This window comes from Roseateles sp. FW301-B2 (genome assembly GCF_058788955.1).
The window spans coordinates 113,193-137,774 of the sequence record NZ_JBYTBE010000009.1 but is presented as its reverse complement, the minus strand read 5'-3'; the positions used below and the strand labels follow the sequence as shown (position 1 = coordinate 137,774).

Genomic DNA, 24,582 nt, shown 5'->3' with positions numbered 1-24,582 from the left:
ATTCTCGCCCAAGCCCAAAAATCACGCGCTCATCACGCGCCCATCACGCGCTGAGCGGCCGCCACATCAGCCATTGATGCAGGGGCTGGAGCGCGAAACCGAGTTCGCGCAAGGCCTGACCCCCAAGGTCCAGGCGCTGCAGCTGCGGCACGCGCAGGCGGCGCTGCGGGAACTCGGCCGCCAGCGTTTGCAGCAGGGCGCGCGCATCGGCCTGGGCCGGGCCGGTATCGACCAGGCAGGCGATCTGCACATGGGCCTCGTCCGGCAACGAGAACAGCAGCTGGGCCTGGCCATGCCGCCAGGCCTGCAACGCCGACTGGCCCAGGATGGCGGGCGTCACCTGCAGCGGCAGGTCGGGCAGCGCCAGCGCATCCAGCCAGGCCAGCGCCTCGGCCTGCGTGACTTGCTGCACCGCATGGGCCCGCGCCGCCACGCTGCCGGGCTCGGCCAGATAGCCATGCAGCTCGTGCAGCAGGGCAAAGCCGCGGCCCTCGTAGAGCCGGCGCGCGCGCTCGTTCTGCGCAAACACCTCCAGCTCCACCGCCGCCATGCCGGCCTTGCGGGCGCGCGCGATGAAGTCGTCAAGCAGGGCCGGCGCCGCGCCGCTGCCGCGCGCCGCCGGTGTCGCGCCCATGGTGCCGAGGCGCCAGCGGCCGATGCCGGGGCGCGGCGCGGTGAAGGCAAAGGCCAGGATCTCGCCCTCGCCAACACCCTCTCGAACGGCCACGCGGCTGAGCCCCAGCTCAACCCCCTGGCGCGCCAGAAAGCCCGGCCATTGCGCCGGGCTGAGCTGGAAGGGCCCGATCAGGTAATCGGCAAAGGCCGCGCCGAAGGCGGCATGCAGGCGCTCGGCCGGCACGGCATCGGCGGGCCGCACATCGATGGGGGTCAGGTCTTGCGTCATAACTTCAGGTAGGCGAGCAGCGCCAGCCAGAGCGGCGCGCTGAGAACGAAACAGAGCGTCGAGATCACGATGGCGGCGGTGGTCTCGCCCTCCATGCAGCGGTAGCGCTGCGCGAAGATGAGCGCGTTGGAACCGGCCGGCAGGGCCGCCATCATCACGATCACGCCCAGTGGCATGCCCGAGAGGCCCAGGCCCCAGTGCGCCAGCAGCAGCACCAGGGCCGGCAGCAACAGCAGCTTGAGCGCCGCCAGCCCGAGCGCGCCGCGCCAGGCGCGCGGCCAGCCGTAATAGGCCAGCGACATACCGATCAGGGTGAGGCACAGCGGCACCACCGCGGTGCCCAGCATCTGCAGCACCTCGTCCAGCACCGCCGGCAGGGTGAAGCCGGCGGCATTGAAGAGCAGGCCGGCCAGCACCGGCAGCACCACCGGATGGATGACGGTGTTGCGCACCGTGGTGGCGAGCGTGCGCAGCAGGCTCTCGGCCTGGTCGCGCGCACGTTCGCGCGCCAGGTCCAGCTCCACCAGCAGGGTCAGCACCGTCAGCAGGGTCAGCGCGTGCAGGCTCACCACCGTGATGTGGATGGCCAGGCCGGCCTCGCCGAACACGCCGGCGGCCAGCGGCACGCCCACCTGCAAGGTGTTGCCGAAGCTGGCGGTGATGGCCTGCACGCTGGGCACGGCCACCGCCGCGCGGCCGGCGCCGCGCCAGCGCTGCACGCCGTACACGCCCAGCATCAACCCGATCACCGGCACGAAGAAGGCCGTCAGCGTAGCCCAGGGCAGCGCCGCGAACTCGACCCGCGCGGTGGTGCGGAACAGCAGCGCCGGCACGAAGATGTAGAAGGCCGCGCTGGACAGCACGCGCGCGGGGTCGCCCCCGCTGCCGCCCGCCTGGCTGTCACCCAGCCAGCGCATGCGCCCGACGAACCAACCGATGGCCACCGCGATGAAGATCGCCAGCAGCTTGTAGAACACCACCACCGTCATGCGGCCAGTATCACCGTCGGCACGCGCCAGCGCCGTCGGTAATGTCCACATGCGTCAAGGCAGTGTGGCCGCGCGCGCCTCCTCATCGCCCAGGTGCTTGTGCAGGATCTTGCTCAGCACGCCCTCGCGCTTGAGCTGCGCCAGGCTGGCGGCGAGATGCTGGCGCAGCGCCGGCGTCATGCGCTGACGGCTCATCGCCAGGCAGGCCTCCTGCTTGGGCTGCTGGTTGAACCAGGGTTGGGTGAGCAGGGGCGGCGCCTGCTCGCCGCGCTGCTGCAGCAGGCCCGGCAGCACCGTCGGGATGATGGGCACCGCGTCGACGCGGCCGCTGTCCAGCAGGCGCATCAGGGTCGGCAGGTCGCCGGCGGTCTCGACCCGCCCGCTGTTGCGCAGGCCCTCGATCCAATCGTCCCAGCCCGCCCCATGCTTGTAGCCCAGTACCACGCCCAGGTGCAGCGCCGGCATGGCCTCGAACTCGGCCGGCGAGTTCAGCCCCTTCAGCTCGGCACGCATCAGGATCACGTTGCGGGTCTGCATATAGGGCAGGAATTCCGCGTAGCGCTGGCGCTCCGGCGTGGCCAGGCCGGAGACGGTCATGTCGAGCTGGCCGCTCGCCAGGCGCCGCCAGATCAGCACGCGCGAGAGGTAGACCGGCCGGAAGCTGCAGCCGCTGCGCTCGCCCAGCGCCCGCACCAGATCGGTATCGATGCCCTCGCCGTTGCGCGCGTCGTAATGCGCGCCGAAGTCGTAGAAGCCGACGTCGATCGGCTTGCGGCACAGCGGATGCGCACCGGCGCCGGCCATCGCCAGCGTCAGCAGCAGCGGCCAGGCCCAGGTCCTCATGGCAGCGCCGCCATCGCCTGCACCGGCAGCTCGAGCACGAACTGGAAGCTGCTGCCGCGGCCGAGCTCGGTCTGCACCTCGATCTGGCCGCCCATCAGCCGCACCAGCTCCTGGCTGATCGACAGGCCCAGGCCGGTGCCGCCCTGGCGCCGCGTCGCCTCCGAGACCTGCTCGAAGGGCTGGAACAGGCGCGCGACCTGCTCGGCCGGAATGCCGATGCCGGTATCGCTGACCTCGAAGCGCACCCGTGCCATGCCGCCCTGGTAGGCCAGCAGGTCCAGGCGCAGGCTGACATGGCCATGGTCGGTGAACTTGACCGCGTTCGAGAGCAGGTTCAGCAGCACCTGGCGCAGGCGCTGGCCGTCGGCGCGCACCCGCGTGGGCACGCCGGGGTGCAGCTCGAGGCGGAACTCCAGCCCCTTCTCATGGCTGCGCAGGCGCACCGCGTCGCAGACCATCTCCACCAGCGCCAGCAGGTCCAGGGTGGCGGTCTGCAGGCTGACCTTGCCGGCCTCGATGCTGGCCATGTCGAGCAGATCGGTAATCAGGCTCAGCAGATGCTCGCCCGAATCGCGTATCAGCCTGATCTTGCCCTGCTGCCCCTCCTGCAGGCTGGCGTCCATCTGCAGCAGCTGGGCAAAGCCCAGGATGGCGTTGAGCGGGGTGCGGAACTCATGGCTCATGGTGGCCAGGAAGCGGCTCTTGCTCTGGTTGGCGCTCTCGGCGCGCTGCTTGGCCTGGCTCAGCTCCTGGGTGCGCTCGGCCACCAGCTCCTCCAGATGATCGCGGTGGCGCGTCAGTTCCTGCTCGGCCAGGCGGCGCTGCGAGATGTCGCTGACCATGCCCTCGACGCGCTGGCGCCCCTGGGCGTCAGTGACGATGTGCACGCTCAGCTCGATCCAGAGCTCGCGCCCGTCGCGCGTGGCCACCAGCATCGGCACCTGCTGCAGCAGGCGGTGGCGCAGCAGCGCGCGCGCGATGCGGCGGTATTCGTCCGGCTGCACATGCGCCAGGCGGCGCAGGCTGGCGCCCTGCAGCCTGGCCTGCTCGGGCCGCGCATAGCCCAGCATGGACGAGAGCGCGCGGTTCAGGCTCAGCAGCCGCCCATGCGAATCGGCCTGGAAGATGCCCTCGCTGGCGTTCTCGAACAGGCTGCGGTAGCGCTCCTCGCTGGCGCGCAGGCCCAGCGAGCTCTGCTGCAGCTGCAGGCTCATGGCGTTCAGCTGCGAGGTCAGCACGCCGATCTCGTCGGCCCGCTCCACCGGCAGCTGGGCGCCCAGCTCGCCCTCGGCGACGCGGCTGGCCAGGTCGCCCAGGCGCGACACCGGCCGCTTCACCAGCCGGTTCACCAGCACATAGCTGGCCCCCACCACCGCCAGCAGCACGGCGGCCAGCAGGCTGGCCACGAAGCGCTGCGTGCTGGCCACGCTCGCGCGCACCAGGGCACGCGTGTAGACCAGGTCCACATGGCCGACCACGCTGGAGGCGCTGCCGGCACGCGCCTGGTAGATCACCTCGAAGCGATGCGCGAGCGGCTGCACCGCCGCCTCCTTGCGCGAGCGCGACAGCACCAGGCCCTCGACCCCCATGGCCGTCAGCGTGATGCCATGCACCTCGGGGTCGGCCATCACCGCATCCAGCAGGTTGGCGATGGCGGCGTTGTCGAGGTTCCACACCGGGCCGGCAAAGCCGCGCGCCAGCAACTGGGCCATGCGCGCCTCGCGCAACTCCAGGGCCGCGTTGAGCTCGCGCTCCTCGCGGCCGGTCCAGTACCAACCAATCAGCACCACCAGGGCCGTGGCGGCCAGGCCTATGCCGGCGATCAAGCGCGTCTGGATGCTGAGCACTCTGGGCGACAGGCGCAAGCTCCTCTCCTGTACGCTGCCGCACCGGCAGCTTTGGGCCGGAGTGTCGCCCAAAAAAACGCGCTCAGGGGCGGAATTGCGGCGCCGGCTCGGCCTCGCTCCAGCACCAGGGCAGCACGCCGGGGCGCCACAGCCCGCCCAGCACCGCCAGGCGCAGATCATGCCCCTCGAGTTGGGCGCGCACGCGCAGGTGCAGCAGGCCGCCGTCGCGGTAGTCCACCAGCAGCAGGCCGGCCTGCGGATGCACGGCCAGATTGCCCAGCGTGTTGAAGAACAGATTGCCCGGGTAGTCGTCCAGCTCCAGCCAGAGCTGGCCGCCCTGCGCGCGGCGGCGCAGAAAGCCCGGCGGCCCGCCGCGGTGCGAGACGTCCAGGCCCTCGCTGCGGCCCGGGCTGTGCGCCCGCGCCGAGGCGCTCGCGATGAAGGCGGTGTCGCTGCGGGCGATCAGCGCCAGCGCCGCTGCGTCCAGGCCGGGGCCGAGCATCTGGCTGGTCGGCGCCGGGCCGGGCGGGCGCGGCAGCGGCTGCCGCGCCTGGATGTACTTGGGGCAGTTGCCGAAGCTCTGCAGCACTTCGATGCGCAGCCGGCCCTCGGCATGCGCCAGCACGCGGCCGTTCATGCGATTGCGCCGGCGCGTGTGCGGCTCCAGGCCCAGCACGCCCACCGGTGCGCCGGGGGCCAGCAGCGCCAGCACCGGATCGTCCGGTGCTGGCCCCAGCGCCACCGCCAGCTCGCGCTCATGCGGGGTGCTGACAAAGCCCGGCGCGCCCGCCACCATGGTGGCCCAGGGCTGGCCCTCGGCGTCCAGCGCCGCCAGCAGCAGCGTGGGCAGCTTGCCGAACAGCTCGCGGTGCTGCTCGGGCATGTGCTCGCGTACCAGCTTGGGGCCGATCTCCGCCATCCGCGCGCGCACGCCGACCTCGGCCTGCAGGGCCTGCTCGCCGGCGTGGAAGGGGTCCTGCAGCCCGCCCGTCATGCCGCCACCATCGGCACAAAGCCCGGCAAGGCCTCGACGCGCGCCAGCCAGGCGCGCAGGCGCGGATAGGGCGCGAGCTCGATGCCGCCCTCGGGCGCATGTGCCGTGTAGGTGTAGAGCGCCACATCGGCCAGGCTGGGGGCGGCGCCCAGCAGCCAGTCGGCGCGTTGCAGCTCCTGCTCCATATGGCCGAACAGCCGCTCGGCCAGCTGGACCGCCTGGGCCGGCACCTCGCGGCCGCTCAGCCTGGCGAAGCGCGCCGTCGCCGGGCCCTCGTCCAGCCAGCTGGCGGCCAGGCTGAACCAGCGCTGCAGCCGCGCCCAGCCCAGCGCATCCTGGGGCAGCCAGGCCTGGCCGCCCGGGTAGCGCATCGCCAGATAGACCAGGATGGCGTTGCTGTCGCTCAAGACCTGACCCTCATTGTCCAGCACCGGCACCTGGCCGAGCGGGTTCAGCGCCAGAAAACCGGGCTCGCGCTGGGCGCGCTTGAACAGGTCCACCTCCACGCGCTCGTAAGGCAGGCCCAGCAGCGCAAGCATCAGGGCGACACGGTGGCAATGGCCGGAGATGGCGAACTGGTAGAGGCGGCGGGACATGGGCGCTCCTGTGCGGAAGGGAGAAAGAGAGATGCCCGCAGCGTAGGCAATCCGGCCGCCCGAGGGAACGGCGCTATAAAGCCATACAGAATTTCAGGGCCTGAAAGAATGGACCATCTCGACTCGCTGCGCTGTTTTGTCGCCGTGGCCGAACTCGGCAGCCTGGCCGCCGGGGCACGGCGCCTGGGGCTTTCGGCCCCCACGGCCACGCGCGCGCTGGCGGCGCTGGAGGCGCGCCTGGGCAGCCTGCTGCTGCAACGCAGCACCCGCAGCCTGCGCCTCACCGAGGTGGGCGAGCGCTTTCTGCAGGACTGCCGGCGCATCCTGGCCGATCTGGACGAGGCCGAGGGCCAGGTGGCGGGGCTGCAGCACGAGGCCAGCGGCGTGCTGGCGGTGACGGCCTCGGCGATGTTCGGCCGCCTGCATGTGGTGCCCATCCTGATGGAGTTTCTGCAGGCCCAGCCCAGGGTGCAGCTGCGCAGCCTGTTCGTCGACCGCATCGTGCATCTGCAGGACGAGGGCATTGACGTGGCGATACGCATCGCCCGGCTGCCCGACTCGGGCCTCACCGCGCTGCGCGTGGGCAGCCTGCGGCGCCTGGTGGTGGCCTCGCCGGACTATCTGGCGCGCCATGGCGAACCGCGCAGCCCGCAAGACCTGACCCTGCACCGGGCGGTGGGCTTTTCCTTCGACGGCCTGGTGCCCGAGCCCTGGGCCTTCGGGCCCGACGCGGCGCGGGTGCAGGTGCAGCCGCGCATGGACTGGGTGGCCAACACCAGCGAGATCGGCATTGCCGCGGCCCTGGCCGGCCATGGCCTGACGCGCGGCCTGGCCTACCAAGTGGCCGAGCATGTGCAGAGCGGCGCGCTGCGCATCGTGCTGGCCGAGTTCGAGCGCCCGCCGGTGCCGGTGCACATCGTCTACCCGGCCGGGCGGCGCGCCCCCGCCAAGGTGCGCGCCTTCATCGAACTGGCCGGCCAGCGCCTGCGCGCCGAGCCGATCCTGCAGGGCGGCGGCCTGGGCTAGGCTTTCTTGGCAGCTGCCTTCTTGGCCGGCGCCTTGCCCGGCACCTTGGCGGCACGCGGCTCGAACTCGAACATCACCTTGCCCTCCTTCTTGTCGAAAGCGAGGAAGGCCTTGAACTTGCGGCGCGTCTTGTTGGAGACGAAGTTCTCCAGCAGATCGGTCTTGCCGGTTTCCAGCAGCTTCCTCATCTGGCCCAACTCCACCGGCTGCTGCAGGATGATCTTGCCGCTCTTGAAATCGCAGGCGGCCTTGGCGCCGACCGCGTTCTGGCAGATGTAGTTCGTGCCATGCTCGTAGACGCCGCCGCCGCACTTGGGGCAATGGCCCAGCGATTCCTGGGCGCTGAAGTCCACCGGCTCGCCCTCTTCCTCGGCCTTCTTGGCGTCCTCGCCGAAGTCGAACTCGAGCTTCCAGTTGGCCAGCTCCTCGTCGTAGACCAGGGCCAGCTCGGCGGTGAAGGGCCAGCCCGCCTTGGAGCGGAAGCCTTCCAGCGGCCCGATCTTCTTGTGCGCCAGGAACTGCTCCACCTCGGCCAGCTCGAAGCTGCGGCCACCGGGGATCTTGCCAATGGAGAAGCCGCAGCCCTCGGCATCCCCTGACTTGCCGGTGCAGGTGAAGCGCCGGTAGTTCTCCTTCACCACGCCGCCGCACTTGGGGCAAGGCGTCTTCAGGGTCGCGTAGTCGCCCGGGATGGTGTCGCGGTCGTATTCCTTGGCCTTCTGCACCACGCGCTGGGTCATGGCGGCAATCTCGGCCATGAAGGCGTCGCGGTTGAGGCGGCCCTTCTCCATCTCGGCGAGCTGGAATTCCCAGTTGCCGGTGAGCTCGGGCTTGGTGAGGTCCTCCACGCCCAGGCCGCGCAGCAGGGTCATCAGCTGGAAGGCCTTGGCGGTGGGGATCAGCTCGCGGCCCTCGCGCAGCATGTACTTCTCGGTGATCAGGCCTTCGATGGTGGCGGCGCGCGTGGCTGGCGTGCCCAGGCCCTTCTCGGCCATGGCCTCGCGCAGCTCGTCGTCGTCCACCAGCTTGCCCGCGCCTTCCATGGCGGAGAGCAGCGTGGCTTCGGTGTAGCGCGCCGGCGGCTTGGTCTGCAGCGCCTTCACGTCGGTGCTCTCGGTGCGCACCAGTTCGCCGGCGGCCACCGGCACCAGGTTGGCGCCCGTGCCATCGGCGGCGTCGTCGACCTGGCTGTCCTTGCCATAGATGGCCAGCCAGCCCGGCTTCACCAGCACCTTGCCATTGGTCTGGAAGGCGTATTCCTTGCCAGCGTTCTTGACGGTGGAGATGCGCGTGGTGACCTGGAACTCGGCCGCCGGGAAGAACACCGCCAGGAAGCGCTTGACCACCATGTCGTAGAGCTTCGCCTCGGCCTCGGTGAGGCTCTTGGGCGCCTGCAGCGTCGGGATGATGGCGAAGTGATCCGAGACCTTGGCGTTGTCGAACACCTTCTTGGTCGGCTTGATATAGCCGTTCTTCAGCGCCGTGCTGGCATGCTGGGCCAGCGCCATCAGCGGGCCGGGCAGGTCCTCCGAGGCGATCATCTCGGCGGTCTGCTTGGCCACCGCCAGATAGTCCTCGGGCAGGTAGCGCGAGTCGGTACGCGGGTAGGTCAGCACCTTGTGCTTCTCGTACAGGGCCTGGGCCAGGCCCAGCGTGGTCTTGGCCGAGAAGCCGAAGCGCGAGTTGGCCTCGCGCTGCAGCGTGGTCAGGTCATACAGGCCCGGGCTGGCCTGGGTGCTGGGCTTGCTTTCCTCGCTGACGCTGGCGGGCTGGCCCTTGGCCGCGGCGGCGATCGCGTCGGCCTCGGCACGGCTCCAGACGCGGTCGGCGCGCTGCTCGGCATCCTCGGGGTTCTTCTTCCACTTGGGGTCGAACCACTTGCCCTCGTACTGGCCGGCCTGCGCGTCGAAGCTGCCACGCACCTCCCAGTAGTCGCGGTAGATGTGCTTGCGGATCTTTTCCTCGCGCTCCACCACGATCGAGAGCGTGGGCGTCTGCACCCGGCCGACGGTGGTGAGGAAGAAGCCGCCGTCGCGCGAGTTGAAGGCCGTCATGGCGCGCGTGCCGTTGATGCCCACCAGCCAGTCGGCCTCGGAGCGGCAACGCGCCGCGTCGGCCAGGGGCAGCATCTGGGCATCGCTGCGCAGCTTGTCGAAGCCGTCGCGAATCGCCTGCGGCGTCATCGACTGCAGCCACAGCCGCGACACCGGCTTGCTGATGGCGGCCTTGGCGGTGCCGGCGTACTGCACGATCAGGCGGAAGATCAGCTCACCCTCGCGGCCCGCGTCACAGGCGTTGATGAGGCTGGTCACGTCCTTGCGGCGGATCAGCTTGACCAGCGCGTTGAGGCGGCCCTTGCTCTTGTCGATCGGGTTCAGATCGAAATGCGGGGGGATCACCGGCAGGTTGTTGAAGCTCCACTTGCCGCGCTTGACGTCGAACTCCTCCGGCGCCTTGATCTCGACCAGGTGGCCGACGGCCGAACTGACCACGTAGTCGTCGTTCTCGAAATACTCGTCGTGCTTCTCGAACTTGCCCGAAGCGGGCGTGAGCGCTCGCACGATGTCCTGGGCCACGCTGGGCTTCTCGGCAATGATCAGTGACTTGCTCATGGTTCCTTCGTTGTTCTGTTCGCCAAACTGCGGCCTGATACGGGGTGCTCGAAGCCATGCCTACAATGCGGCCTCGCGCGCACACGCACACGCGCGCACCCATGATTTCAATGTAACCAACTCGAGCCATGCCGCAAGCCAAGCCGAATGCCAAGCCCTTTGCCGCGCGCCATGCTGCCCATGTCATCAAGACGAGCGGCAGGCGCATCCAGGTGCGGCGTTCGGGCGTGCATGGCCGCGGCGTCTACGCGATGGCCCATATCGAGGCCGGCGAAACCCTGATCGAGTACACCGGCGAACGCATCAGCTGGGACGAGGCGATGGACCGCCACCCCCACGACCCGAGCGACCCGAACCATACCTTCTATTTCCAGCTCGACACCGGCGAGGTGATCGACGCGCTGTACGGCGGCAACAGCGCGCGCTGGATCAACCACAGCTGCGAGCCCAACTGCGAGGCCGACGAGATCAACGGCCGCGTCTTCATCAAGGCGCTGCGCGACCTCTTCCCCGGCGAGGAGCTGTTCTACGACTACGGCCTGGTGATCGACGAGCGCTACACCCCCAAGCTGAAAAAAGAATACGCCTGCCGTTGCGGCTCGGCCGACTGCCGTGGCACGATGCTGGCGCCCAAACGCTAGACCGACAGACAAGGACCGCACGCGTGCCCAACTCCGCGCTTACGCACCAGCATTGGGGGGTTGAAGCCCTCTGGCAAGACCTGGAACCGGTGCTGCCGGGCCTCTCCATCGAGGTGCTGGCACGGGTGGACTCCACCAACACCGCCCTGCTGGAGCGCGTGCGCAGCGATACGCGCCACCCCGGCGAGCGCGGCGGCGAGCATGGCACCTACGGCCGGCGCGCCCACGACATGAACCCCTGCCTGCTGGTGGCCGAGCACCAGACCCATGGCCGCGGCCGCATGGGCCGCAGCTGGCATGCCCAGCCCGGCGCCTCGCTGACCTTCTCGCTGGCGGTGCCGATGGACCTGGCCGACTGGTCGGGCCTCTCGCTGGCGGTGGGCTGCGCCATCGCCCAGGGCCTGGAGCCGCAGCCGGCCGCGCAGCCGCGCCTGCAGCTCAAGTGGCCCAACGACATCTGGCTGGACGGGCGCAAGCTCGGCGGCATCCTGATCGAGACCGTGCCGGCCGGCAGCCAGCGCATGGCCATCATCGGCATCGGCCTGAACGTCGCCCGGCAAGACCTGACCCCGCAGGCCCTGGAGGGCCAGTTCAGCACCGGCTTTGCCAGCCTGGACGAATTCGAACCCGGGCTGGATGCCCCGGCCGTGCTGGCGCGCGTGGCGCGCCCCCTGGTGCTGGCGCTGAAACGCTTTGCCGAGGCCGGTTTTGCACCCTGGCAGGCCGAATACGCCAGCCGCGACCTGCTGCGCGGCCACGAGGTGGTGGCCGGCAACCTGGAAGGCGTGGCCCAGGGCGTGAGCGCCCAGGGCGAGCTGCTGGTTCAGACGGCCGATGGCCTGCTGCCGGTGAGCGGCGGTGAAGTCAGCGTGCGGCTGGGTAGCTGATGCTACGCGCCCTGCTGGTCCTGCTGCTTGCCGCCAACGTGGCCTTCTTCGCCTGGACCCAGGGCTGGCTGGACGCCGTCACGGGCCTGCGCGCCCAGGGCGACCGCGAACCCGAACGCCTGCAGCAGCAGCAACACCCCGAGCGCCTCACCCTGGTCTCGCCGCAAACCGCCAAGGCCTTGCAGACGCGTGCCTGCCTGGAGCTGGGCCCGGTGGAGGGCGAGGAAGCCTTGCACGGCCTGCAGACCCAGCTCGACAAGGCCGGCGTGGCCGCCGGCGAGTGGCAGGACATCGCCAGCGAGGTGGCGGGCGTCTGGGCCGTGGCCACCATCAAATTCCCCAACAAGGAATTCCAGACGCGCAAGGAAGAGACCTACAAGCGCCTCAAGATCAGTTATGAATACCTTGACGGCCCGGCCGACGAGATGCCCAGCATGGTGCTCTCGCGCCACGCCAGCGAGAAGGCCGCCGCGGACCAGGTCGAGGCGCTCTCGCAGCGCGCCCTGAAGGGCTTGCGCGTGCTGCCCCTGCAGGCGCCCAAGGCCCTGCACCTGCTGCGTTTTGCCCAGGCCGATGGCGGCCTGCAGGCACGGCTTGCCGCCATCAAGAACGGCGGCAGCCTGAACCTCAAGCCCTGTGCCGCCGAGGTGGCCGCGGCGGCGGCCAGTGCGGCCGCATCATCCGCCCAGGCGCCGGCGAGCGGCGCCTCGCGCTGATCAGCGGCGCGCCCGCCGCAGCAGCGGCACGCAGGCCAGCAGGGCCAGCAGCCAGGCGCCCTGCATCGCGCCGCCACCGCCGCCGCCACTGCTGCTGCTCACCGGTGCCGCCGCCACGCTGATGCTGGTGCTGGCACTGTAGACAAAGCCCAGGTCATCGGTGAGCGTCAGCTTGACGCTGAAACTGCCGGCCGCGCTGGGCGTGACGCTGGCGCTGAGGCCGCTCTGGCTGGCGAAGCCGCTGACGATGCCGCCACCGTCGACGATGCTCCACACCGAGCTCGCCACCGTGCGTCCGGCGGCCAGGCCCAGGGCCGCGCCGCTGAGCGAGAGCGTCTGGCCGGCCACCGCGGCGGCGCCGGCGGTGATCTGCACCGAGGCGGTGTTGGCGGCCGCCACCGCCTGCACGGCCGCGGCCGCGTCCAGCATGCCGGCGCCGCAGGTGCCGGTGGTGCAGTAGCACTCCAGCTGTTCGGTGCTGTCGGGCGCGCGGCATTGCGTCACCGTGCTGGCGGCGCCACTGGTTGGGAAGCGCCGGGTGGTGCTCTTGAGCACGTTCACCAGCTCGGCCACGCTGAGGCTGGGCCGCGTCGACAGCAGCAGGGCCGCCGTGCCCGACACCAGGGGCGCCGAGAAGCTCGTGCCCACATTGGCATTGCTGTTGGTGTAGCCGCTGGCGCCCGGCGCCTGCGCGCCCAGGTTGGTGGTGGTGATGAGGGAGTAGAGGCAGGCGCCGGTCTCGTTGACGCAATTGCCGCCCGGCGCGCTCAAGCCCACCTCGGGCCCCACGGCCGAGAAGCCCACCTTGCTGCCGATATGGCGCAGCGCCCCCACCGCCAGCACGCCCGGGCAGTTGGCCGGGATGCCCACCGCCTGGCCGGCATTGTTGCCGGCGGCGGCGACCACCAGCGCGCCCTTGGCGCCCACATCCGCGATGGTCTCGCGGTAGAGCTGGCCGGTTGCGTCGCTGGCGGCGCAGGAGCCGTCGCTGCCCAGGCTCATGTTCAGCACGCGTGCCACGTTGGCGTTGAGCGGCAGGCCGGGCACGCTGATGCCGGCGGCCCAGCGCATGCCGGCCATGATGTCGGAGTCGTAGCCACCGCAACGGCCCAGCACCCGCACCGGCAGGATCTTGCTGCCCCAGCTGACGCCGGCGATGCCCACGCCGTTGTCGGTGGCCGCGCCGATCAGGCCGGACACCCGCGTGCCATGCCAGGAGCTGCCGCCCACATCGCTGCTGCTGCAGATGTCCTTCAGCGGGCCGTCCACATCGGCCTGGGTGACGCCATCGCCGGGGTCGCTGGCATCGCTGTCGCGCACATTGCCGTCGTTGGCGACCAGGGTCTCGCTGATCAGGTCGTAGCCCGGCAGCAGCTTGGCGGCCAGGTCGGGGTGTTCGTAGCGCACGCCGGTGTCCAGCACCGCCACCACGGCGCTGCCGGTGCTGCTGTCCCAGGCCTTCACCGCGTTGATGCTGGAGACCACCGTGCTGTCCGGGGCGCGCAGATACCACTGGCCCGCCGCGAGGGCGCTGTTGCCCTCGGCAAACAGCGGATCGTTGGGCAGCGCGGTGGCGCGGCGGCGCTGGTCCACCGCCACCAGCTCCACCTCGGCATCGGCCGCCAGGCGCTTGGCCAGCGTGGCCGCATCGATACCGGCCGCCGTATAGACATGGGTGCGCGCGTCCAGGCTGCGGCCCGCATGGGTCAGCGCGAGGCCCATGCGCAGGCCCAGCGCCGTACCGCGCGTCTGCGCCACCTGGATGGCCTGGCTGGGCAGCGCATCGGCGGCCAGGATCTTGGCGCGCACGCTCTGGGCCGCGGCCTTGAAGCGCACGATCACGCGCGCCTGGCTGCTCGCGCTCACGCTGCTGGCGGCCGCGCTCGCCGGCAGCGGCGAAACGGCGGCGAGGCTCAGGCCGGCCAGCAAGGCGCTGGCGGCAAGGGTTCGACGAAAGGTCTTCACGGCAGGATCTCCAGACGCATGGCTATCCGGCCCAGTGTAGGCGTCGGGCCCATTTCCGCAGCCGTAAAGAAACGCAAAAAAACAAGCCAGTCGCGGACACAAAAAAGGCCCCGCAAGCGGGGCCTTCGTCATCGCGATGGCAGCGCGATTACTTCGCGATCACGCGCACCATCTCGAGCACCTTGTTCGAGTAGCCCCACTCGTTGTCGTACCAGGACACCAGCTTGACGAAGGTGCCGTCCAGCGCGATGCCGGCGTCGGCGTCGAAGATGGAGGTGCGGGCGTCACCACGGAAGTCGGTGGCCACCACCTTGTCTTCGGTGTAGCCCAGCACGCCCTTCATGGCGCCCTGGCTCTGTGCCTTCATTTCGGCGCAGATCTCGGCATAGGTGGCGGGGCTGTTCAGTTCCACCGTCAGGTCCACCACCGACACGTCGCTGGTGGGCACGCGGAAGCTCATGCCGGTGAGCTTCTTGTTGAGCTCGGGGATCACCACGCCCACGGCCTTGGCAGCGCCGGTGCTCGAGGGGATGATGTTTTCCAGGATGCCGCGGCCGCCGCGCCAGTCCTTGTTGCTGGGGCCGTCCACGGTCTTCTGGGTGGCGGTGGCGGCGTGCACGGTGGTCATCAGGCCGCGCTTGATGCCCCACTTGTCGTTCAGCACCTTGGCGACCGGGGCCAGGCAGTTTGTGGTGCACGAGGCGTTGGAGATGATGGCCTGGCCGGCGTAGCTCTTGTCGTTCACGCCGAACACGAACATCGGGGTGTCGTCCTTGGAGGGAGCCGACATCACCACCTTCTTGGCGCCTGCGGCGAGGTGCTTCTCGGCACCGGCCTTGTCCAGGAACAGGCCGGTGGCCTCGACCACGATGTCGGCGCCGACCTCGTTCCACTTCAGGTTGGCGGGATCGCGCTCCTGCGTCAAGCGGATCAGCTTGCCGTTCACCACCAGGGTATTGCCCTCGACCGAGACCTCACCCTCGAACTTGCCGTGCACGCTGTCGTACTTGAGCATGTAGGCCAGGTAGTCGGGTTCCAGCAGGTCGTTGATGCCGACCACTTCGATTTCCTTGAAGTTGGCGATGGCAGCGCGGAACACCATGCGGCCGATGCGGCCGAAGCCGTTGATACCGATCTTGATCGTCACGTGAGTCTCCTTGAGAGAAAAGAAAACAAAAACCGTCGAACCTATGCAAAAGGGGTGCCGCTGGCACCCCCGTCATATCACTTGCTCTTCTTGACCTTGAGCTTGGCCACGCCCAGCGCCACCTTGACGGTGTCCACCACGTTTTCCGCGCTGAAACCGAAGTGCTTGAACAGCACCGGGGCCGGCGCCGATTCGCCATAGGTGTCGATGCCCACCACGGCGGCACAGCCGTACTTCCACCAGCCGTCGGTGACGCCCATTTCCACCGCGATGCGCGGCAGACCGGCGGGCAGCACGGCCTTCTTGTAGGCGGCGTCCTGGCGGTCGAACACATTCGTCGAGGGCATCGAGACCACGCGCACGCCGATGCCGTCCAGCGCCAGCAGCTCCTGCGCACGCAGGGCCAGCTGCACCTCGGAGCCGGTGGCGATGATGACGGCGCGGGCCTTGCCCTTCACGCCCACTTCCTTGGGCTCGGCCAGCACATAGCCGCCCTTGGCGATGTCGTCCACCGCGGTCTTGGGCGCATAGGGCAGGTTCTGACGCGACAGCGCCAGCACGCTGGGGCGCTGGGCATTGCCGATCGCCATGGTCCAGGCCACCACGGTCTCGGTGGTGTCGGCGGGGCGCCAGACGTCCAGGCCCGGGATCAGGCGCAGCGAGGCCACATGCTCGATCGACTGGTGGGTCGGGCCGTCTTCGCCCAGGCCGATGGAGTCGTGCGTGAACACATGGATGACGCGCTGCTTCATCAGCGCGGCCATGCGGATGGCATTGCGGCTGTAGTCGCTGAAGGTCAGGAAGGTGCCGCCGTAGGGGATGTAGCCACCATGCAGGGCCACGCCATTCATGATGGCGGCCATGCCGAACTCGCGCACGCCGTAGTTGATGTGGCGGCCGCCGTTCGAGGAACCATCGGCCTCCAGGCGGAAGGCCGGGGTGCTCTTGGTGTTGGTGAGGTTGGAGCCGGTCAGGTCGGCCGAGCCGCCCAGCAGCTCGGGCACGGCGGCGGTGAAAGCCTCCAGCGCCAGCTGGCTGGCCTTGCGGCTGGCCACGGTCTCGGCCTTGCCATGGGCGGCGATCACCGCGTCCACCGCGGTCTGCGCGAAGTTGGCGGGCAGCACGCCGGCCATGCGGCGCTGGAACTCGGCGGCCAGCTCAGGGTGGGCGGTGGCATAGGCGTCGAAACGCTCATCCCAGGCGGCCTCAAGCGTGGCGCCGGTGGCCTTGGCATCCCAGTCGGCATACACCTCTTGCGGGATCACGAAGGGCTCATGGGCCCAGCCCAGCGCCTCGCGGGTGAGCTTGATCTCCTCGCCACCCAGGGCCTCGCCGTGCGCCTTGGCGGTGCCGGCGCGGTTCGGGGAGCCCTTGCCGATGGTGGTCTTGGCGATGATCAGCGTCGGCATGTCCGTGCTCATCTTGGCCAGGCTGATGGCGGTGTCGACCGACTCCACATCGTGGCCGTCCACCGGGCCGATCACGTTCCAGCCATAGGCCTCGAAACGCTGGGCGGTGTTGTCGATGAACCAGGGCGCGACCTGGCCGTCGATGGAGATGCCGTTGTCGTCGTAGATCGCGATCAGCTTGTTGAGCTTCCAGGCGCCGGCCAGGGCGCAGGCCTCGTGGCTGATGCCCTCCATCAGGCAGCCGTCGCCCAGGAAGGCGTAGGTGTGGTGGCCGACGATGTCGTGGCCTTCACGGTTGAATTCCTTGGCCAGCATCTTCTCGGCCAGGGCCAGGCCCACGGCATTGGTGATGCCCTGGCCCAGCGGGCCGGTGGTGGTCTCGACGCCGGGGGTGATGCCCACCTCGGGGTGGCCCGGGGTCTTGCTGTGCAGCTGGCGGAAGGCCTTCAGCTCCTCGATCGGCAGCGCGTAGCCGGTCAGATGCAGCAGCGCATAGATCAGCATCGAGCCATGGCCGTTGGAGAGCACGAAGCGGTCGCGGTCGGCCCATTGCGGGTTGGCCGGGTTGTGGCGCAGGTGGCGGTTCCACAGCGCCACCGCGATCTCGGCCATACCCATGGGGGCGCCCGGGTGGCCGGAATTGGCCTGCTGCACGGCGTCCATGGCCAATGCGCGAATGGCGTTGGCCATCAGGGTGGTGTTGCGGGCAGCGGTATCGGCCATGGTGTGTGCGGGATGGAGTTGCGGGGGAAAACCCGGCATTTTACGTGCGTCCGCGGCGGCGCCAATCTTGATCCAGAGCAATGCGTCACGGCCCGCTAGGCTTCAACCTCTGGCATAGAACGGAGACAAGACCATGCAAGCCCTGACCCTCACCGTGATCCGCGACGAGCACCGCGCCCTCGCCGCGATGCTGCGCTCCATCCCGCTGCTGCTGGCCGAGCACCGCCGCCACAACAGCCTGCCGGACTTCCACGCCCTGCGCGCGATGCTGTTCTATGTGGACGAATTCCCCGAGCGCCTGCACCACCCCAAGGAGAGCGAGCTGCTGTTTCCCAAGCTGCGCGCGCGCGCCCCGGAAATCCGCGAGGTGCTGGACCAGCTGGACCAGGACCATGGCCGCGGCGAGCGCGCCATCCGCGAGCTTGAGCATGCGCTGCTGGCCTTCGAGATGATGGGCGAGGCACGCCGCGACGCCTTCGAGGAGATGGCGCAGCGCTATGTGACGGCCTATCTCAGGCATATGGAAACCGAAGAGCGCGAGATCCTGCCGCTGGCGGTCAAGATGCTCAGCCCGGCCGACTGGGCCGACCTCGACGAGGCCTTCGCCGCCAACCAGGACCCGCTCACCGGCCATGCCGCGGCCGAGGAATACCAGGCCCTGTTCCAGAAGGTGCTGGCGGCCGTGCCGGCGCCGATCGGGCTGGGGCCGGCGCTCTAGCGAGCCGCATCTCACTACACTCCCGGCCCATGCGAGCCATCATCCTCGCGGCCGGGCGCGGCGAGCGCATGCGGCCGCTCACCGACCACCAACCCAAGCCGCTCCTGCAGGTCGCCGGCAAGCCGCTGATCGTCTGGCATATCGAGGCCCTGGCGGCCGCCGGCGTGCGCGACATCGTCATCAACACCGCCTGGCTGGCCGAGCAGTTCCCGCAGCAGCTGGGCGACGGCAGCCGCTGGGGCCTGCGCCTGCATTACAGCGACGAGGCGCGCGACCATGGCGGTGCGCTCGAGACCGCCGGCGGCATTGCCAAGGCCCTGCCGCTGCTGTGCGCCGATGGCGACGAGAGCTTCTGGGTCGCCTCGGCCGATGTGCACCTGCCGGACTTCCGCGCCTCGGGGGCGCGCGCCGAGGCCTTTGCGCACAGCGACATGCTGGCCCATCTGTGGATGGTGCCGAACCGGCCGCACAAGCCCGGCGGCGATTTCGGCATCGACGCCCAGGGCCTGGCCACCAGCGCGGCCAGCGCGCCCGACGCCAGCGGGCCGCGCTACACCTGGTCCTGCGTGGGCCTGTTCAAGCGTGCCCTGTTCGAGGGCGTGCGCGTCGGCGAACATGCCGCGCTGCGCCCCTGCCTGGAAATGGCCATCGCCGCGCGCCGCATCAGTGCCGAGCTCTACACCCAGGCCTGGGAGGACGTGGGCACGCCCGAGCGCCTCGCGTCACTGAATGCAGTGACGCGCTAGGGTCTAGCCCAGGGCCGGGCCGGGCGGGGCGAGGGCGAGAATCGGTGCGCACCGCGCACCCGCCATGACGCCCGCCGTACCCTCCGCCGACCTGCCCGCCAGCCTGGCCTGGTGGCTGGTGTTGGCGCTGCTGCTGGCGCTGGGCTGGCTGGCCCATGGCTGGCGGCGCGCCCGCGATGCCCAGCGCCAGTGCGAGGCGCTCGCACGCACCGCCCGGGCCGAGCGCGCCGAGCTGATCGAAGGCATCGAGACGCTCAGCGAGGCCTACTCGATGTTCGACGCCGACGACCGCCTGCTGATCTACAACCAGGCCTTTGCGCGCCTTTACCCGGCCAGCGCGCCGCATTGGCGGCCCGGCATGCGCTACGAAGACTTGCTGCGCGGCATCATCGCCGCCGGCGAGGTGACGCCGGCGATCGGCCAGGAGGAAGCCTGGCTGGCCGAGCGCATGCAGATGCACCGCGCGCCGGGCGAGCCCTGGCTGCAGGAGCTGCCCGGCAATCGCTGGGTGCGCATCTACGAACGCAAGACCGCCTCGGGCGGCACCATCGGCATCCGCGCCGACGTCACCGAGCTGGTGCGCACCCAGCAGGCCCTGCAGACCAGCCAGGCCCAGCTGCGGGCCATCATCAGCACCGCCGGCGTGGCCATCGTCACCACCGATGCCGAGGGGCGCATGCGCAGCGCCAACCCGGCGGCGCTGCGCCTGTTCGGCTACGAGCTGGACGAGATGCTGGGCCAGGACGTGGCGATGCTGATGGACGAACCCGAGCGCAGCACCCATGGCCATTACCTGCTGCGCTTCCGCCAGGGCCAGGGCGGCCAGTTGATGGGCCGCGCGCGCGAGTTCAACGCCCTGCACAAGAGCGGCCGGCCGCTCACGGTGCAGCTCTCGGTCTCCGAAGTGCGCAGCGAGGCCGAGCAGCTGTTCGTGGCGGTGATCAGCGATCTCACCGAACGCAAGCGCTTCGAGATCGAGCTGCAGCATGCCAACGAGCAGCTGCTGCGCCTGTCCACCACCGATGCCCTCACCGAGCTGGCGAACCGCCGCCTGCTGATGCAGCGCCTGGAGGACGAATGGCGGCGCGGCCTGCGCACCGGCGCGCCGCTGTCGCTGCTGCTGGTCGACGTGGACTACTTCAAGCTCTACAACGACCATTACGGCCACCAGGCCGGCGACGATGCGCTGGTGGCGGTGGCCTCGGTGCTGCGCAACAGCGCCAATCGCCCGGCCGATCTGGTGGCGCGTTATGGCGGCGAGGAGTTCGTGCTGCTGCTGGCGCAGACCGATACCGAGGGCGCGCGGGCGGTGGCCACGCGCTGCCGTGAGCTGCTGGCCGGCCTGGCCCTGGCGCATGAACTCTCGCCGCTAGGCGGTGGCCTGCTGACGCTCTCGATCGGCATGGTCAGCGGCGTGCCCTACCGCGGCAGCTCGGCCTCGCAATGGCTGGCCCAGGCCGACCTGGCGCTCTACCAGGCCAAGTCGCAGGGGCGCGACCGCGCCGTGGTGGCGCCAGTGTTCTCGGAAGCCTAGTTCGCCGGCCGCTCGCGCGAGCCCGCCATCTGCAGCGCGCCGGTGGCCAGCCATTCGGCCAGCGGGCGCTGGCGCCAGGCGCGCAGCTCCTCGTCCGACGCGGCGCTGGCGCTCACCACCCCCAGCCAGCCGTTGCGGCCGGCGCGCTTGACGGCATAGAGCGCCGCATCGGCCACGTCGATGACGCTGGACCAGTCGAGCGCGCGCGCATGCGCCGGCGCCAGCGGGAAGCAGGCAAAGCCCACCGAGCAGGTCTTGTGCAGCAGGCTGCCGTCGTCCAGCACAAAGGGGCGGTCCGCCACCATGGCGCGAGCGCGCTCGGCCAGCTCGGCGGCATGATGGCGCGAGGTGGCGCGCGCCACGATCAGGAACTCCTCGCCGCCCCAGCGCACCAGGTAGTCGGCATCGCGGAACACCGACAACAGGCGGCCGCGCATCTGCTGCAGCACCGCGTCGCCGGCGGAATGGCCATGCTGGTCGTTGACCTGCTTGAAGTGATCCACGTCGACCAGGAAGAACAGCAGGTCGGCGTCGTCGTGCAGAGGCGCGCCATGCTGCTGATGGCCCTCGTGGCGGCGGATCGCCAGCGCCACGTCGGCCTCGATGTGCTGGGCCAGGAAGCGGCGGTTGCGCAGGCCGGTGAGCGGATCGGTGAGGCTGGATTCGCGCATCGCCTGCGAGAGGTTTTCCAGCGCCAGGGTGCGCTCGCGCACCTTGGCCTCCAGCGCCAGCTGCTGGCGCTGCAGATAGCCGGTGCGCCACTGCACCAGCGCATAGACCAGGCCGCCCAGCAGCAGCACCGCCAGGGCGCGCGCCCACCAGGTCTGCCACCAGGTGGGCCGCACATGCACCGGCAGGCTCAGCTCCTGCGCGCTCCAGTCGCCCACGCGGTTGCTGCCGCGCACCTTGAGCAGGTAGTCGCCGGGGCTCAGATTGCTGTAGCTGGCGACGCGGAAATCGGCGTCGGTGTCGACCCAGTCGGCGTCCAGCCCCTGCAGCTGGTAGCGGTAGCGGTTGCGTGCCGGGTTGCTGTAGTCCAGCGCCGCGAACTCCAGGCTGAAACCGCGCTCGCCGGGCGCCAGGGTCAGGCCTTGCGCCACGGTGGCCAGGGGGCGGCGCTCGCCGTCCACGCGCAGCTCGGTGGGCACCACCGGCGGCGCATAGGCCCAGCGCTTGAAGCGCCCGGGCTCCACCACCAGCAGCCCCTTGTTGCCGCCATAGGCCAGCCGCCCGTCGGCCAGCTGGGCATAGGCGCGGAACCAGCCGGTGCCGATGTCGGCGCCATCCGCCGGGCTGAGCTCGTAATAGCGGCCATCGGCCGGATCGAAGACGGCGCGATGCGTCCAGATGCGGCCATGGGCATCGGCCAGCAGATTGGCGCCGAAGCCGCGCCCGCCAAAGCCATGACGCTCGGCCACGCGCTCGAAGCTCGCCAGCCGGCCGTCCCAGGCCTGCAGCCGGTGCAGGCCCGCGGCGGTATCGATCCAGAGCCGCTGCTGCGCGTCCACCAGCAGGCCCAGCACCGATTTGCTGGCCAGGCCCGCCTCCGGCTTGGCGACGATGGGCTGCAGCTCGCGCGCGCCCGCCGCCACCCGGTAGAGGCCGCTCTCGCCGCCCACCCAGAGGCTGGCATCGGGCATCTCCACCAGCGCGTTGACATCGCCGCTGAGGGTCTGGCCGCCGGCCAGCTGCACGCGCTCGAGCCCGCGCGCGCCCGGATCGTGCCGGTACAGGCCGTCCTGCGTGCCGATCCAGATCGCGCCGTCGCGGCTGGCGCGCAGACAGCGCGCCCGGCCCTTGCCGGCGCTGTGCACACTCAGCAGCTCGCGCCGCGGGCTGAATTCGTAGACGGCGGTATCGGTGCCCACCCAGACCCCGCCATCCAGGGCCTGCGCCAGACCGCCCACGCGCCCGCCCTGGAAGCGCCCGGCCACGCCATGCTGCGGCCGGATCGCGCCGATCACGCGCAGCTGCGCATCCATCACCGCCACGCCGCGCTCGTTGGTGCCGACCCAGATCTCGCCCTCGCGGGTTTGCAGCAGGCTGCGCACATCGGCCTCGCCGAACACGCTCGCTGCATCGGCATCGGCGCGCCGCACCCAGAGCCCGGTGGCCGCCGGGTTGTGGCGCTGCAGGCCACCGCCATAACTGCCCACCCAGATCCAGCCGGCGGCGTCGCGCAGCAGCACGCGCACATCGTTGGCGGCCAGGCCCCAGGGGCGTGCGTCGTCGTGGCGCAGCTGCTTGAGCAGGGCGCCGTCCTGCACCGCGCGCAGCTCCAGGCCGGTGGCGCTGGCCACCCAGACCTCGGTGTCGTTGAGCGCCGCCAGCGCATAGACCGAGCTGGACTTGTTGCCGCCCTGGCCGGCGGGCGCGCGCGCCAGCCAACGGCCGGCGCCGCTGACGGGATCGACGATGGCCAGCTCGCCCTGCTGGGTGCCGACCCAGAGGCGGCCGTCGGGCGCCTCGGCCAGCATCGAGATGATCTTGCCCGCCAGCTGCTGCGGCTGCGCCGCATCGGAGAACACCGGCTCGAAGCGCTGCCCGCCCGGGCTCAGCCGCGCCAGCCCGTTCCAGGTGCCGGCCCAGAGCTGGCCGCGCCGGTCCAGATAGAGGCTCTGGATGCGGTCGTCGGGAATGCCGCCGCCGGCGCGGTTGAAATGCTGGAACACCGCCTTGGCGGGGTCGACGCGGTCCAGCCCGCCGCCGATCGTGCCGACCCAGATGCTGCCATCGCGGTCCTGCGCCAGCGCCCGCACCGTGCCGGGGGCGAGCGACTTGGGATCGGCGGCATTGCTGCGGTAGAAGGTCCAGCGGTCGGCCGCGGGGTCGTAGAGGCCCAGGCCATCGCTTTCGGTGCCCACCCACAGCCGGCCATCGCGCGCCGCCAGGATCGAGCGGACGAAGCTGGTGCCGAGCTGGCGGCGCTGCTCGTTGTGCATGGCCACCGACTTGACTTGATAGCCATCAAAGCGCACCAGGCCAACGCTGGTGCCGACCCAGATGAAGCCGCTGCCGTCCTGGGCGATCGCCGCCACCACGCCGTCGGCGATCGAGCCGGCATCGCCCACCGAATCGAAGCGCGGCTCCGCCAGCAGCGGCTGCTGCGCCGCCGCCGGGCCGCACAGCAGGCACAGAAACCACAGGATCAAGGCGCGCCCGAGCATGCCGCGATATTAGCGGCCCGCGACGCCACCCAGGCAGTGCAATGCGGCCGGGGTCAGTTCTTGCCTTACTTGGCCAGCGGCTTGGTGACGGCGTCGATGCGTTCCAACACTTCCGGCGTCAGCTTGGGCGCCAGCGCCAGGGCGGCGAGGTTGTCCTGCAGCTGGCTGAGCTTGCTGGCGCCCAGGATCACGGTGGAGACATGCGGGTTGTGGTTGGCCCAGGCGATCGCCAGCTGCGCCACATTGCCGCCCAGCTCGGCGGCCAGCTTCTCCAGCTCGGCCACCGCGGCGTTCTTGGCGGCATCCTGCAGCTGCTCGCGCATCCAGGCCATGTTCTCCAGCGAACCACGGCTGCCCTCCGGAATGCCGGCCTTGTACTTGCCGGTGAGCAGGCCCGAGGCCAGCGGGCTCCAGGTAGTGAGGCCAAGGCCCAGGTCCTCGTACAGGCGCGCGTACTCCTGCTCGACGCGCTGGCGATGGAACAGGTGGTACTGCGGCTGCTCCATCACCGGCTTGTGCAGGTGGTGGCGCTCGGCGATCTCCCAGGCGGCGCGGATGTCGGCGGCCGACCATTCGCTGGTGCCCCAGTAGAGCGCCTTGCCCTGGGTGATCATGTCGCTCATCGCGCGCACCGTCTCCTCGATCGGCGTGTGCGGATCGGGGCGGTGGCAATAGACCAGGTCGATGAAGTCCAGGCCCAGGCGCTGCAAGGAGCCATCGATCGCCTGCATCAGGTACTTGCGGTTGAGCGTGTCCTTGGCATTGACGGTATTGGCCTCGCGGCTGATGCCCCAGAAGAACTTGGTCGAGACGATGTAGGACAGGCGTGGCCATTTCAGCGCCTTGAAGGCCTCGCCCATCACCACCTCGCTCTTGCCCATGGCATAGACCTCGGCGTTGTCGAAGAAGTTCACGCCGGCGTCGAAGGCGGCCGCCAGCATCTCGGTGGCGGCCTTGGTGTCGACCTGGTTGTGATAAGTGACCCAGGAGCCCAGCGAGAGCTCGGAGACTTTGAGGCCGCTGCGGCCCAGGCGACGGTATTGCATGTGTTGGACTCCTATCGAGAAGGGCCAGAGCGTAGCGGACTCCCGCCGCTATAGTGGGCGGCGCACGGCAAA

The 24,582-nt window shown here is 70.1% G+C and carries 19 protein-coding genes; 7 read left to right on the top strand and 12 right to left on the bottom strand.

Annotation, left to right across the window (positions count from 1 at the left end; genetic code table 11):
- Positions 1-43: 43 nt before the first annotated feature.
- The 6 genes from AC3WQY_RS08780 to AC3WQY_RS08755 all read right to left on the bottom strand — a co-directional run bounded on the left by AC3WQY_RS08780 (position 44) and on the right by AC3WQY_RS08755 (position 6,173).
- Positions 44-904 carry a GNAT family N-acetyltransferase gene (locus AC3WQY_RS08780; protein ID WP_492707526.1) on the bottom strand — a complete coding sequence of 287 codons (861 nt, stop codon included), beginning with the start codon at positions 902-904 and terminating at the stop codon, positions 44-46.
- The gene (locus AC3WQY_RS08775) at positions 901-1,944 is read right to left on the bottom strand and encodes an AEC family transporter (protein WP_492707523.1); all 1,044 of its coding nucleotides are present in this window, start codon (positions 1,942-1,944) and stop codon (positions 901-903) included. Before AC3WQY_RS08775 ends, AC3WQY_RS08780 begins: the two co-directional genes overlap by 4 nt.
- A 3-nt stretch (positions 1,945-1,947) precedes the next feature.
- Entirely contained in the window at positions 1,948-2,736 is a 789-nt protein-coding gene (locus AC3WQY_RS08770; protein ID WP_492707518.1) for a substrate-binding periplasmic protein, read from the bottom strand.
- The gene (locus AC3WQY_RS08765; protein ID WP_492707515.1) at positions 2,733-4,601 is read right to left on the bottom strand and encodes an ATP-binding protein; all 1,869 of its coding nucleotides are present in this window, start codon (positions 4,599-4,601) and stop codon (positions 2,733-2,735) included. The genes AC3WQY_RS08770 and AC3WQY_RS08765 overlap by 4 nt, the downstream gene beginning before the upstream one ends.
- A 64-nt stretch (positions 4,602-4,665) precedes the next feature.
- A complete protein-coding gene (locus AC3WQY_RS08760; protein ID WP_492707513.1) occupies positions 4,666-5,577 on the bottom strand; it encodes a flavin-nucleotide-binding protein in 912 nt (303 codons plus the stop codon).
- Positions 5,574-6,173 (bottom strand): glutathione S-transferase family protein, encoded by a 600-nt coding sequence (locus AC3WQY_RS08755; protein ID WP_492707511.1) that lies wholly within the window; start codon positions 6,171-6,173, stop codon positions 5,574-5,576. Before AC3WQY_RS08755 ends, AC3WQY_RS08760 begins: the two co-directional genes overlap by 4 nt.
- Before the next feature lie 108 nt (positions 6,174-6,281).
- On the opposite strand from AC3WQY_RS08755, the gene AC3WQY_RS08750 reads away from it, so the two are divergent.
- Entirely contained in the window at positions 6,282-7,199 is a 918-nt protein-coding gene (locus tag AC3WQY_RS08750; RefSeq protein ID WP_492707508.1) for a LysR family transcriptional regulator, read from the top strand.
- On the opposite strand, the gene AC3WQY_RS08745 is transcribed toward AC3WQY_RS08750, so the two are convergent.
- The gene (locus tag AC3WQY_RS08745; RefSeq protein ID WP_492707506.1) at positions 7,196-9,811 is read right to left on the bottom strand and encodes a DNA topoisomerase III; all 2,616 of its coding nucleotides are present in this window, start codon (positions 9,809-9,811) and stop codon (positions 7,196-7,198) included. The genes AC3WQY_RS08750 and AC3WQY_RS08745 overlap by 4 nt on opposite strands.
- Before the next feature lie 128 nt (positions 9,812-9,939).
- On the opposite strand from AC3WQY_RS08745, the gene AC3WQY_RS08740 reads away from it, so the two are divergent.
- From AC3WQY_RS08740 to AC3WQY_RS08730, 3 genes are read left to right on the top strand one after another with little or no spacing between them, the layout of a single operon-like run.
- Positions 9,940-10,452, top strand: a complete 513-nt coding sequence (locus AC3WQY_RS08740) for an SET domain-containing protein (protein ID WP_285234038.1) — start codon at positions 9,940-9,942, stop codon at positions 10,450-10,452.
- A 23-nt stretch (positions 10,453-10,475) separates the two neighbouring features.
- The gene (locus AC3WQY_RS08735) at positions 10,476-11,339 is read left to right on the top strand and encodes a biotin--[acetyl-CoA-carboxylase] ligase (protein ID WP_285234039.1); all 864 of its coding nucleotides are present in this window, start codon (positions 10,476-10,478) and stop codon (positions 11,337-11,339) included.
- Positions 11,339-12,055 carry a hypothetical protein gene (locus tag AC3WQY_RS08730; protein ID WP_492707504.1) on the top strand — a complete coding sequence of 239 codons (717 nt, stop codon included), beginning with the start codon at positions 11,339-11,341 and terminating at the stop codon, positions 12,053-12,055. The genes AC3WQY_RS08735 and AC3WQY_RS08730 overlap by 1 nt, the downstream gene beginning before the upstream one ends.
- Here the strand turns inward: AC3WQY_RS08730 and AC3WQY_RS08725 are convergent, their stop codons facing one another.
- From AC3WQY_RS08725 to tkt, 3 genes are all read right to left on the bottom strand, one after another.
- On the bottom strand, positions 12,056-14,020 hold the full coding sequence (locus tag AC3WQY_RS08725) for a S8 family serine peptidase (RefSeq protein WP_492707502.1): 1,965 nt from the start codon (positions 14,018-14,020) through the stop codon (positions 12,056-12,058). It abuts the gene before it with no gap.
- 148 nt (positions 14,021-14,168) lie between these two features.
- Positions 14,169-15,167, bottom strand: a complete 999-nt coding sequence (gene gap, locus AC3WQY_RS08720) for a type I glyceraldehyde-3-phosphate dehydrogenase (RefSeq protein WP_492707500.1) — start codon at positions 15,165-15,167, stop codon at positions 14,169-14,171.
- A 77-nt stretch (positions 15,168-15,244) separates the two neighbouring features.
- Entirely contained in the window at positions 15,245-17,299 is a 2,055-nt protein-coding gene (gene tkt, locus AC3WQY_RS08715; RefSeq protein WP_285234043.1) for a transketolase, read from the bottom strand.
- Positions 17,300-17,432: 133 nt separating this feature from the next.
- Between tkt and AC3WQY_RS08710 the strand changes: the two genes are divergently transcribed.
- The 3 genes from AC3WQY_RS08710 (at position 17,433) to AC3WQY_RS08700 (ending at position 20,297) form a co-directional block, all read left to right on the top strand.
- Positions 17,433-18,017, top strand: coding sequence for a hemerythrin domain-containing protein (locus AC3WQY_RS08710; protein WP_285234044.1), 585 nt, complete (start codon positions 17,433-17,435; stop codon positions 18,015-18,017).
- A 29-nt stretch (positions 18,018-18,046) separates the two neighbouring features.
- Positions 18,047-18,763: an N-acetylmuramate alpha-1-phosphate uridylyltransferase MurU gene (murU, locus tag AC3WQY_RS08705; RefSeq protein WP_492707497.1), complete on the top strand. Its 717-nt coding sequence runs from the start codon at positions 18,047-18,049 to the stop codon at positions 18,761-18,763.
- A gap of 64 nt (positions 18,764-18,827) precedes the next feature.
- Positions 18,828-20,297: a sensor domain-containing diguanylate cyclase gene (locus AC3WQY_RS08700; protein WP_492707495.1), complete on the top strand. Its 1,470-nt coding sequence runs from the start codon at positions 18,828-18,830 to the stop codon at positions 20,295-20,297.
- On the opposite strand, the gene AC3WQY_RS08695 is transcribed toward AC3WQY_RS08700, so the two are convergent.
- Complete coding sequence (locus tag AC3WQY_RS08695; protein ID WP_492707493.1) at positions 20,294-23,464, bottom strand: ligand-binding sensor domain-containing diguanylate cyclase; 3,171 nt, start codon at positions 23,462-23,464, stop codon at positions 20,294-20,296. The genes AC3WQY_RS08700 and AC3WQY_RS08695 overlap by 4 nt on opposite strands.
- Before the next feature lie 65 nt (positions 23,465-23,529).
- On the bottom strand, positions 23,530-24,510 hold the full coding sequence (locus tag AC3WQY_RS08690; RefSeq protein ID WP_492707491.1) for a potassium channel beta subunit family protein: 981 nt from the start codon (positions 24,508-24,510) through the stop codon (positions 23,530-23,532).
- Between the last annotated feature and the right edge of the window lie 72 nt (positions 24,511-24,582).